Raw genomic sequence first — 12,353 nt, forward strand, 5'->3', positions numbered from 1 at the left:
CTCAGCTCTCCTTCACCGCGACCGGCTTGTCTGAGAGCCGTGCCAGCACCTCGTCGCGCGGGCCGTCCATGATCAGGCGCCCGCCGTCGAGCACCAGCACGCGGTCGACCAGCCGCAGCAGCGAGATCCGATGGGTGATCAGCAGAATGGTCTTGCCCTCCAGGTAGAGCGGCAGGTTGCGCAGAATCTGCTCCTCGCTGCGGTTGTCCATGGCGGAGGTCGGCTCGTCGAGCAGCAGCAGGTTGGGCCGCTTGAGCAGCACGCGCGCCAGGGCGACGGCCTGGCGCTGACCGCCCGACAGGCCCTCGCCGCGCTCCCCGACCGGCAGGTCGTAGCCGAGCGGATGCCGGACGATGAAGTCGTGCAACCCCACGGCCCGGGCCACCTGAATGACCTCCTGATCGCTGGCGTGCGGCGCGGCGATCACCAGGTTCTCCCGGATCGTGCCCCGGAAGAGGAAGAGATCCTGCGGCACGAAGCCCAGGTTGGCGCGCAGATCGCTCGGCTCGATCTGGCGGATGTCGACGCCGTCCAGCCGCACCGCGCCCTCGCTCGGCTCGTAAAGGCCGGCGGCCAGCTTGGCGACGGTGGTCTTGCCGGAGCCGACCCGGCCGACGATGCCGACGCGCTCGCCGGGTTGAACCGAAACGCTGAGACGTTGCAGCACCTCGACCTGGCTGTTGGGGTAGCGGAAGCCGACGCCCTCGAGCACCAAACCGCCCTGTAGCTCCGGGCGGTGCAGGAAGGTGGCGTCGGCGGGCCGGTCCACCGGGTAGCGCATGACGGCGTCGAGCGACTTGAGCGACGACCAGGTCTGATGGAACCGCATCATCATTTGGGCGACCTGGGCCAGCGGCCCGATCGCCCGGCCCGAGAGGATGACGCAGGCGATCAGCCCACCGGCCGTCAAGAGTCCGTCCTGTACCAGGAAGACGCCGAAGATCACGACGCAGACCGCCGTGAGCTGCTGCACCGTATGGACAACCTGGACCCCCAGGTTGTTGTAAAAACGCATCTTCTGGCCCAGTTCGGCGCTCTGCCCGACCAGCTCCTCCCAAGCGCGGCGCATGCGCCCCTGCGCCCCGACCACCTTGATGGTCTCCAGTCCGCCGACGCTCTCGACCAGAACGCCGTGTTTATGCTCGCTCTGCGCCAGGGTCTCGCGGATGCGGCGCGCGATGGGGATCTGAATGATCACCCCCCAGATCAGCAGGAGAACCACCACGGCCGCCAGCAAGAGACCGATCTGGGGACTCAGCAGGGCGATCACCGCGACGAACAGCAGTGCGAAGGGAAGGTCGATGAAGGCGGCCAGCGTCGCCGAGGTAAAGAAGTCGCGCACGCTTTCGAACTCGCGTAGCGTACTGGCGAAGCCGCCCGAGGACTGGGGCCGGTGGGACAGCTTCATGTCGAGCAGCTGATCGAAGATCCGGCTGGCCAGGATCACGTCGGCCCGGCGCCCGACGAAATCGAGAAACCAACCCCGCAGCATGCGCAGCAGGAAATCGAAGAAGAAGACCGAGGCGACGCCGACGGCCAGGGCGATGGCGGTTTCGACCGCGTTGTTCGGCAGGACGCGGTCGTAGATCGTCATGGTGAAGAGGGGGTTCGCCAGGGCGAAGAGATTGATCAGGACCGACGCCAGCGCGACCTGCAGATAGGTCCACCAGTTCTCGGCGAAGGTGCCCCAGAACCAGGCTTGGGTCCTGGCCGACGCCCTCGGCGACACGCGCCCCGCCGCCGGCCCTTCGCTCGCCGCGCCCGCGAAGCGCGGCGAGGGACGGACGAAGATCGCATAGCCGCTGTAGATCTCTTGAAGCTGCGCCCGAGCCAAGGTCGACTCACCGCCGCCGGCGGCTGGCAGAATCACTCGGCAGTCGCCCTCGGCCGAGCAATCCTGCAGAACCAGCGCATCGCCGTCGTGCAATACAAGCACGGCCGGCAGGGTCCAGGGATGAATCTCGTTCAGACCGCGGCTCACCACGCGGGCGGCGAAGCCGGCGTTTTCCGCAGCTCTCAGGAACAGCTCCGGCGTCAGGCGCGCGCCGGTCAACGGCAGGCCGGACAGCAGGGTCATCGCGGAGCGCGGGCGGCCGAAGTGCTTGGTGAGGTAGACCAGACAGGCCAGCAGAGGGTCGTCGGGTTCGCTGCGCCCCAGCGCCGCCGGGTCGAGGTCGGCCACCTCGCGCGCGCTGGACGGGAGACCGTTCATGCCGCGCTCGGGCCGATCCGGCGGAGGAGCATCCGGTGCGCGCGGGACGGCACGTCCGGACAAGATGACGGCCGGCCCTGGGGCCGACCGTCGCAGAACTTACCGACACGGCCCACGCGCGGGCCGGCCGTGTCGGGATTTACCGATGCTGCGGCTATTGGCTCTGCCACTCTGCGTCTTGTCCCAACTCGATGTGCGGAACGGTCCCGACATCGCGCACCTCCGCCGTGACACCGACGGCGCCCAGAACGGTCCCGGCAGTCGTCAGCACATCGTAGGCGACGTCGATCACCTCGTATTCGGCGCGCGTCAGGTCGACCCGTGCCACGAAGAGTTCGTTGCCGGAGTCCAGCAGGTCGAGCACCGTCCGCTGCCCGAGGCGGAACTGCTCCTGATAGGCCTCCGTCACCTCGCCGGCGTTGCCGACGCGGTCGCGCAGCAGGTCGAGCTGGTCGCGCGCCACCTGCAGGTTGTTGTAGTTGACCTCCATCTCCTCCTGGATCAGGCGGTCGATCTCGCGGGTCTGCAGCAGGGCCGCGTTCTCCTGCTCGCGAGCCCGGCGGCGCGCGGCCGTATCGCTGCCGCCGTCGTAGAGGTTCCAGCTCAGACGCAGCAGAGCGGTGTTGTCCGTCTCGAAATCGCGCTCTCCGCCGACGCCGCGACGGCCTTCATGGGCCAGCTCGACATCGAAGCGGGGCAGGAAGGGGCCGCGCGTCTCGTCGAGGGCGAAACCGGCAGCACGAGCCGAAGCGATGGAGGCGCTGCGGTTCGGATTGGATTCCCGCGCAACCGCGATGGCGGTCTCCAGAGTGTTCGGAACGGCCTCCAGAGGCGCGATCGGACGGATGAGATTGCTGGGCGACTGGCCGACTGCCTCACGGAAATCCGCCTCGGAGTTGCGCAGATCGCCCCGCAGGCGGCGCTGCTGCGACTCAGCGAAGGCAAGGCGGGTGCGCACCTGCGCGACGTCGGCGGCCGAGCCGCCACCGGCCTCGGCCGCGGTCTCCACGTTGCCGAGAATCTGCCGATGCAGTTCGACGTTGTCCTGAGCGAAGGTCAGCAGTTCGCGGTCCCGCGCGACCGCCAGGTAGGCGCCGATGGCCCGGTTGGCGATCTCGTTCGCGGCGCTGCGCACGTCGAACAGCGCGGCCTCCGCCTCCTGGGTCGTCGCGTCGATGCGGTTGCTGGTCGAGAAGCCGTCGAACAGCAACTGGGTGCCGGAGAGGCGGTAGCGCGCCCGCCAGAGTTCCTCGTCGTCGTCGCTGACGTCTTCCTGATCCGTTTGCTGAAAGCCGGTATCGCCGGTCAGATCGATGGCCGGCAGAAAGGCGCCGCGCTCCTCCTGCACCGCACGCTCCGCCGCGCGGAAGGCGGCTTCGGAGCCGCGAACGGCCGGATGCGCATCAATCGCCAGCGCGACCACATCCTGAAGGCTTTGGCCAGCCGCCATCGGCGCACCACCGAGAGTCAGGGCCGTGGCGAGCAGGGCGCAGCCGAAGCCCCGCCCGACCGCCAGTTCCCGCCGCGTCTTCTTGTCAGTTGCTTGCCGCTGCATCGAGATCTTCCCCACTTGCTTACACACCAAAAGCTGTATTCCGACCTATATCTACAACTTATGCCCAAAGTCTTTACGTGGGTTGAGCCTTGCGCCCCGCCCGTTCCTCCAGACAACCGTCCGTCTCTTCCTCGCGGAAAGGGAGACGGCCGGCTCGACGCCCCCTTTTCCTGGCAAATCCCGCCCCTGCTTCTAGCTCGTAGCACTGCCCAGACTGATGTTGCCGTCGCTGTCGACGTTCGCGCTCAAGCTGATCGAGGTCGTGTTCTCGACCACCAGGCGCACATCGTTTGGCGCGGAGGCCAGGGCGACCGTCGCGTTGCCGGCACCGTCGTCGCCGAACAGCAACTCCGTCCCGGCATCGCTCACGACCAGATCGCTGAGATCGATGGTGTCCCCCATCTCGAAGTCGGTGATCCTGTCGGTCCCACTGTCGCTGCCGCGCAGAACGAAGGTGTCAGCGCCCTCCCCGCCGGTCAGGATGTCGTCACCATCCCCACCGAAGAGCTGGTCGTCCCCCGCGCCGCCGAAGAGGCTGTTGGCACCGTCGTTGCCGGTCAGGCTGTTCGCCTGCTCGTTCCCGACCACGGCGACATTGCCGTCGCCAACCAGCGTCAGGTCCTTCACCGAGGCGCCCTGCAGATGCAGAACCGTCCCGTCGGTCTCGCCCTCGGCCGTCACCGTCAGGCCGTCAACATAGACGCCGATCCGGCCCTCGTTGCCGTTGCCCTCCCCGATCTCGTTGCCCGAGAGCGTGACCTCCAGCGAGGCCTCCGCCGAGCCGGCTGGGACCACCGGCCCCAGGCCCACCGCCTCGAAGAGGTTGTCGGTGAAGCTGTTGTCCGTCAGCCGCACGCCGTCCGGGCCATCCACCGAGACGCCGACGTTGTTCCCCGAGAAGGCGTTGTCGGAAATCTCCGCCGCGCCCGCACCTGGGTTCAGGAAGATGCCGGTCGACCAGCCGGTGAAGCTGTTGCCGCTGATCGTCAGCCCCTCGTTTCCGCCGTCGACGATGGTCAGGATGCCGCGCGAGCCATCGGTCAGTTCTGCGTTGTTCGTGTGACTGAGGATGTTGTTCTGGATCGTGATACCGGTCGCGCCCGGATCCAGATAGATACCGGCAAAGGACCCGGAAACGCTGCCGCCCTCCTGCAGGGAGAAGCCGTCGATGGTGGTCCCGTCGGCCCCGTCGAGCAGATGGATGGTACCCAGAATCACGCTCTCGGTCCCGCCGCGCGCCGCGTCGGTCGCCTCCACGCCACTCTGCACACCCAGCAGGGTCACCTGCTGGCCGATCACCAGGGACCCGTTGTAGGTGCCGCCATCGACCTTGACCGTGCCGTTGGCCCCGGCGAGATCCACCGCGTTCTGAAGGTTGGTATCACCGCTCACCGAGACGTTGTTGCCGCTGGTGATCAAATCCGAGACGACAGCACCGTTGTGCAGGCCAAGCGCCTCGCCACCGGCGCCGATGATGAAGCTGTTGTCGAGGAAGCTGTTGGCGCCCGGCAGAAGACCGACCGCCTCGACAGCCGCGTTCACCGTGTTGTTCGACACCGTGTTGTCGTCGTTCTGCAGACTGATGCCGTAGTTCGCCGTCACGTCGTTGCCGCTGATCGTGGCGGAGCCGACCTCGTACTGCGTGGTCGTCTGAATGCCCGTCGTGACATCGGCAATGGTGTTGTTCTGAACGGTCACGTTCTGGCCGGACACGGAGACGCCGACGAAGGAGCCCGCATCGGCGCCCGGTCCCTGGATCGTGAAACCGCTCAGGCTGGTGCCGTCGGCGCGGAGGTCGACCAGACGTGCGGACCCGGTCAGGTCGCTGCCGTCGATCACCGCCCCGTTGGTGCCGATGATCGTCAGGTTCGCCGGACCGTCGAAGGAGGTTCCGAAGGGCTCGTAGGTGCCCTCCTGAACGATGATCGTATCGCCGGCCTCGGCCGCGTCGATGGCCGCCTGGATGCTGGTGAAGTTGCCGCTGCCGTCGGCAGCGACGATGATGTTGGCCACTTCGACCCGTATGTCGGATTGCGCAACCGTCTCACCGCTGCTGCGGTCGACCACCGTCAGGCTGAGCTCGTAGCTGCCCGAGGCATCGGGATCGAAGCCTTCCGAATACCAGTCGATGTTTTGCGAGTTCTGCAAACCCTCGGTTTGATTGGAGGGATCCTGGTAGTAGTCCTCTCCGGTCGCATCCCGGTGCGCTATGGGATCGAAGACCATAACGCTCTCGGTCCGGTTGCCATCGAGATCGATGAAGTCGGCCGTGATCCGGATGTCGTAGTTCGAGAGCTCCTGCCCGCCGTAGCTGATAACGCTGTAGTTGAAGTTCCACCCCGCAAGGGAACCGCTTCCACCGTCGGGACCGGCGTTGGTGTAGTAAGTCGCGCCTTCAGCCCCGGCTTCGCCGTCGAAGCGATTGTGGATCTTCAACGCGGCTTCGATACCCACGTCCGTGTTGTCATGCACCACGAAGTTCGTATCGGACAGGCCGGAGCCCGGATGGAATCCATCGGTGCCACCGCCGTCGTTCTCCGCGACCGGCCGCTGAAGCTGCGCTTCGAAACTGACGGTTCCGTCGGAGAAGGCAAGCTGCTCGACAGCGGTCAAGCTGTCGCGACCTTCGTCTCCGTTGGCCGTGTTCCCGTCGGCCAGCACCACACTGCCCTCCGCCTGGGCCGAGAGCGTGTAGTCCATCCGGCTACCGCGATAGACCGCGACGTCCTCGCCCGCGCCACCATCGACGACGTCGTCGCCGGCGCCGCCGAAGAAGAAGTCGTTACCCGTTGTACCGCTGAGGCTGTTGGCGCCGTCGAGCACGGCGTAGGGTCCCGGCAGATCGTCGGGATAGCTCACGCCGTTGACCAGATCCCAGCCGACCACCGCCGAGACGTCGTTGGCGTCGTAGAGACCGTCGGTATCGACCGAGCCGTCATGGAAGGGGCGGCTTCCGAAGAACGCGCCCTCATCCGTGCGCGGATCGTCAGCCGGATCGCTGCCGAAGCGGTCGGCGATTGGCGCATCCCCCAAATTGCCCAGCAGATTGTCATGCAGCGTCTGCTGCCGGCCATCCGGCACCTTCACCAGATCGAGCAAGGGCTCGCCGCCGTCCCGCAGGTAGGCCGCGTAGTCGTTGCCCAGAAAGGCGAAGGAGGTGTTGACCGGCAGATTGTAGTAGTCGCCCGCGCCGACATAGGCCTGATCCAGCTGGATCCAGAAGGCCGCGATGGCGTCGGTGTGACTGCCGTCGACCGTCAGCCGCTCGGGCACCAGCGACTTCTGCTCCGCCAGCCCCTCGAACTCCAAGGCCAGCAAGTTCTGCACGCTCGGAGCCGTGGTACCGTCGTTCGGCAAGGTCAGCCCGCTGTTGACGATGTCCACCGCGCCGTCGCCGGCGACTGTCAAGGTTCTGCCCAGGCCGGCTAGCTCCGCGCCATCCAGGGTGAGCTGCTGGTCATCCGCCGTGACGATCCGGGTCAGGGCGCCGAAGCCCTCGATCCGAACGTCGCGCTCAAGTCCCGAGAGATCGAGTTCCGTGACGTTCGTGCCCGCGAGATCAATCGAAAGCACACCGCCGTCGAGGGTGAAGATCGCGTCGACACCGGGCAGCAGCAAGCTGCCGTTGGCGAAGCTGTTGGCCGCGGTCAGGTCGGCTTCGTCGTAGGCGCCCGCGCTGTCGAGAACGGCCGTGCTGCCGCCCTCGGCATCGAAGGCGTTACCCGTGATGGCGAGACCGCCGGACCAGAGCTCCAGCATCGCGAAGTCGGCGGTTCCCTCGAAACTGTTGCCGCTGACCGTGCCGCCGCTCGCCTCGATCCCCAGCAGCAGGCCGGCGTTGTCGCCACCCGTGAAGCTGTTGTCGATGAAGCTGACTTCGACGGAGGCGCGCGCCTCGCCGAGGCTGGCCTCACCGTTGTTGTAAGCCACAGCCGCCGGCCCGTCGCCCGACAGGCTATTGCCGCGCACCGTCAGGCCATCCTGTCCGCCGCCCGTCAGCAGCGCATGACCGTTGCCGCCGCTCAGGCTGTTGCCCTCGACCGTGACGCCACTGTTGTCCTCAACCACGTGAAGCGCCGCGAGATCACCGGCCCCAGCCGCAATGGTGAAGCCCTGCCCCTCGGCGCCCAGCGTCACGCCCTCGACACCCGCCGCGATCCGCACGGCGGAACCCTGGCTGACCCCGGAACCCTGAATGATGACGCTCTCGGATCCATTCTCGCTGAGTAGCGTCACCGACTTGTCGATGGTAACCGGCCCGTAGGTGCCGTCCTTCACCAGGATGGTGTCGCCTTCTTCGGCGTTATCGATCGCCTCCTGGATCGTAAGGTAGTTCCCGCTGCCGTCGGACGCGACGACGATGTTGGGCGCGACCTCGACCCGAATGTCCGACTGGGCCACCGTCTCGCCGCTCTCGCGGTCGATCACCTCCAGGCTGACCTGGTAGCTGCCGGGCAGGTTGGGGTCGAAGAGGTTATCGGGATCGATGAACCCGAAATCCGGATTCAGGGATCCCTGAATGCCCTCGGTGCCTCCCGACGCATCCTGGTAGCCCTGACCGGGTGTGATGGGTCCGCCGAAGGTGAGGACCTGCGGCTCGCCGTTCGCATCGACGAACTCGATGGTGAAGCGGGTGTCGTAGTTGGACAGATCGGCGTCGCCGTAGCTAACCACGCTGAAGTCGAAGTTCCACGCCGCGCCGGCCACACCGGTAGAGGACACGCTGACCCCGGTGCTGGCCTGATAGGTCGCGCCCTCCGACTCCAGCTCGCCCTCGAAGCGCGCCTTGGCCTTGAGCCCGACCTCGATCTCCAGAGCCGTATTGTCGTGGACCACGAAGTTTTCGTTGGAGTTGCCGTTGCCCGGATGGAAGTTGTCCGTCTCGTCGGGCCGGGCCGGATCGTCTTCTCCGACCGCGCGCTGCAGTGTCGCTCCGAAGCTGACGGTGCCGTCCTGGAAGGCCAGCCGCTCGACACTCGTCAGGTCGTCGCTGCCCTCGTCGCCGTTCGTCGTCTCGGCATCGGTCACGGTGACGCCGCCGTCGGCCTGGGCCGAGAGGTCGTAATCCATCCGGCCGCCGCGATAGGCTGCGACATCCTCGCCCGCACCGCCGTCGATCACGTCATCGCCGCCGCCGCCGAAGAAGAAGTCGTTGCCCGTTGTACCGCTGAGGCTGTTGGCGCCGTCGAGCACGGCGTAGGGTCCCGGCAGATCGTCGGGATAGCTCACGCCGTTGGCCAGATCCCAGCCAACCACCGCCGAGACGTCGCCCGCGTTATAGAGACCGTCGGCATCGACCGAGCCGTCATGGAAGGGGCGGCTTCCGAAGAACGCGCCCTCATCCGTGCGCGGATCATCCTGACCCTGATTGAGAAAGCGGCTGGTGATCGGGGCGTCGCCGAGGTTCCCCAGCAGATTGTCATGCAGCGTCTGCTGCCGGCCATCCGGCACCTTCACAAGATCGAGCAGCGGCTCGCCGCCGTCCCGCAGGTAAGCCGCGTAGTCGTTGCCCAGAAAGGCGAAGGAAGTGTTGACCGGCAGATTGTAGTAGTCGCCCGCGCCGACATAGGCCTGATCCAGCTGGATCCAGAAGGCCGCGATGGCGTCGGTGTGACTGCCATCGACCGTCAGGCGCTCGGGCACCAGCGACTTCTGCTCCGCCAGCCCCTCGAACTCCAGGGCCAGCAGATTCAGGACGCTGGGCGGCGTGCCGTCGTTCGGCAGAGTCAGCCCGCTGTTGACGATGTCCACCGCACCGTCGCCCGCGATGGTCAGGGTGGACTCGCCCTCCGACACGCTGTCCAAAGACTGGCCGTCGAGCGTGATCTGTTGGCCTTCCGATGTCACGATCCGGGCCAGGGAGCCCAGACCGTCGATCCGCACATCGCCATCGAAACCCGAGATATCGAGCGTGGCTATCTCGTTGGTCGGCAGACTGTCGAAATCGATCACCAGCCCGCCGTCCGCATCGATCGCAACAATCGACTCGCCCGCCGCCGTCCGGATAGCCAGGGCGTCATCGAGAGTCAGGCTGGTGACCAGGATAGAAGCATCGTCCGCCACCACGACGGTGTTGCCCTTCTGGGCCACCGCGAGCGCCGCCGACAGGGACTCGAAGGTGCTGCCGGCTCCGGCGACCACGAAGCGGGTGTCGCTGAAGTCGATGAATTCGACGTTCGTCACCACGTCGACGTCGGAGCTCTCCGTATCGCTCAGCGTGAGGGTATCGCCGTCGCCCTGGCCGAGCTGGAAACGGTCGGAGCTGCCCGGAACGCGCACAGTGTCGACGCCCGCGCCGCCGTCCAGCAGGTCATTGCCGGGGCCGCCTCGCAGAACATCGTTGCCCGCCTCGCCGAACAGCTGGTCGTCGCCAGAACCGCCGGAGAGGGAATCGTTGCCGCCACCGCCCCGCAGGATATCGTTGCCGCCAAGACCTTCGATACTTTCGGCCGCATCCGTCCCGATGAAGACGTTGTCGCCGTCGTCGAGCTCGTCGGCGCCGTCGACGTCGCCCACCTCGGCATTGTCCGACTGGGCCTGGACATCGTCTTCACTGTCGAAGTCCTCGACGGCCGTGTCGTCGTCGTTTTCAACGGCCGCCTCGATGGCTTCGGCCGCCTCGCCCTGCGCCACCTGACCGACCTGCGCCAGCTCGGTCAGCACCTCGTTGGCCTCAGCAGTGGTGTCCACCTGCTGCGCCACCTGGTTGGACGCGGTGATCACATTGGCGGCATTGGCGACATCGTTGTTGTCGAAGGTCACCGTCTCGCCGCTTGCCGCCTCCTCGATGGCGGCCGCATCGTTTACGAGGTCTTCGACCTGCCCCCCGTCCGTGAGATCCGTCGCAGCGCCGTTGTCCGCAATCGTTTGGGCAATGGCCGTGAAGGCGGACGAGGAAGCCGTGGCCGCCTCACCGCTACTGCCACCCTCAATAGCGCTTTGCACCTGCGCCGCCGTGTTGGCAATCAGCACGCCGGCCCGCATAGCCTCCGCCGCGCCCTCGGCGCCGGCCACCGTCGCCGCGACCGGGTCGGTCGTCAGCATCTGGAAGCTCTCTGGGATATCGAGCGCCTGGGCGACCTGAGTCTGCGCGACGCCCACGTCCACGCCCGCCTCGACCAGATTCTGAACCAGCGTCGTCAGGGGCGAAATTACCGTGGCTTCCGCCGGCGCCCTCATGGTTCCGCTGAAGGGCAGGCCGGTGGAAATATCGGTTCCGCCGAACATCACCAGCGGCCCGCTGCCGCCCGTCAGGGTGAAATTGCCGTTGAGATCGGTCGTGGTCGAGACCTCGCCCTCGTCCAGCACACCGTTGTTGTTGGCGTCGCGGAACACGGTCGCGTCCGAGATGTAGCCGTCGACCGCGCGTCCGCTCAGCGTGACGCTTTCGCCGCCGGAACCGCCGCCCGAAACAGGCCCGCCGCTGTCGCCGCCGTCCCGCCGCCCGAGGTCGACCTGCGTCTCCTGATCCGGAGTCCCGCGACCTCGCGCTTCGCTCAGCACCGTTTCGCCGGACGCAAAACCGTCCGATACCAGATCCAAACCACCGCGCGCGACCGAGCCGGCCTCCTCGCCCACCAGCGTGCCGGGGCGCAGAGAGCTGCCGCCGTCCTCCGTCGCCTCGCGCACATCGCCCACGTTGGCGAAACTGGAGGTCGAGACGGCGGAGATATCGGCTTGCGAAGCGATGTCGCTGGAGGGAGCGGGTCCAGCAGCAGGAGTCAACGCTGCAAACAGACTCTCTGCATCGCCGATCACGAGCGGCCCCGCGTCAGCTGTGACGCCGCCGTCTGTTGCACCACCGTCGAGCGTCAGTTCGCTGTCGCCCTCGATCAGATAAAGCGCGAGATCCTCGAAGCTGTAGGTTTCGGCGGGCGCCTCCCCGGCCGCGTCGGCAATCAGGACCGACAGGTCGTTGCCATCGACGGCAAGCGAGACGATCTGACCGTCCGCGACCTCTAAGGAGACACGGTCGCCAGGCCGAACCTCAGGCAGCTCGACGCCGGGGCTCAGCTCCAGCTCAAGACGTTCCCCGGTTGCACGTTCGATGATCAACAGCACGCTTCTACCCTCCGCCCCTTAAACCTTCCAGGTCCGAACTCCGACTGCGGACGGGCCGCAGCGGCTCGGATTTGCAACTCCAGGCGCTGTCTTTCAGAAGACCGCTTCTGGAAGACGCCCCCCGACGCCAGCGCCAAAACTTAAATTTCGCTCAGCTTTCGAGCGCCGATATTTGATCTTTATTTTTCCTATTTCGAACTTCTTCGCAGAACTCCTGAAAAACGAAAAACCCAGATCACCTCAGCAAATAAAAACACCAAAAAGAGCAGATCGCTCTCTTCGGAACCGAAAGCCTCTTCGCGACCTTACTGGCCGCCAACAGCGCCGGATCACAATCCACTCCGTTCCCGCACCATTCCGCTCCGGCATGGAGGTGAATTAACAGTTGCAGAACGTCTCGGCCGCCTTCGGCAACGTCCTTCAACCGACAGGCTCGGGACAGCGAATAACAACCTTTACGCGCCATTACGCTTCCTAATGTTTCTTTACGTTTTATCAATCTATTCATGCAAAGCAATTTGCATT

The 12,353-nt window shown here is 66.0% G+C and carries 3 protein-coding genes; all 3 read right to left on the reverse strand.

The window, feature by feature from the left end; genetic code table 11:
- Position 1: 1 nt before the first annotated feature.
- A complete protein-coding gene (locus ACO054_RS14235) occupies positions 2-2,212 on the reverse strand; it encodes a type I secretion system permease/ATPase (protein WP_421707249.1) in 2,211 nt (736 codons plus the stop codon).
- Between the two features lie 154 nt (positions 2,213-2,366).
- Positions 2,367-3,767, reverse strand: coding sequence for a TolC family outer membrane protein (locus tag ACO054_RS14240; protein WP_421707250.1), 1,401 nt, complete (start codon positions 3,765-3,767; stop codon positions 2,367-2,369).
- Between the two features lie 192 nt (positions 3,768-3,959).
- Positions 3,960-11,828 (reverse strand): right-handed parallel beta-helix repeat-containing protein, encoded by a 7,869-nt coding sequence (locus ACO054_RS14245; protein WP_421707251.1) that lies wholly within the window; start codon positions 11,826-11,828, stop codon positions 3,960-3,962.
- Positions 11,829-12,353 lie beyond the last annotated feature (525 nt).

Origin of the sequence: Algihabitans sp. (assembly GCF_965226985.1) — a bacterium.
Classification (GTDB): Bacteria; Pseudomonadota; Alphaproteobacteria; order Kiloniellales; family DSM-21159; genus Algihabitans.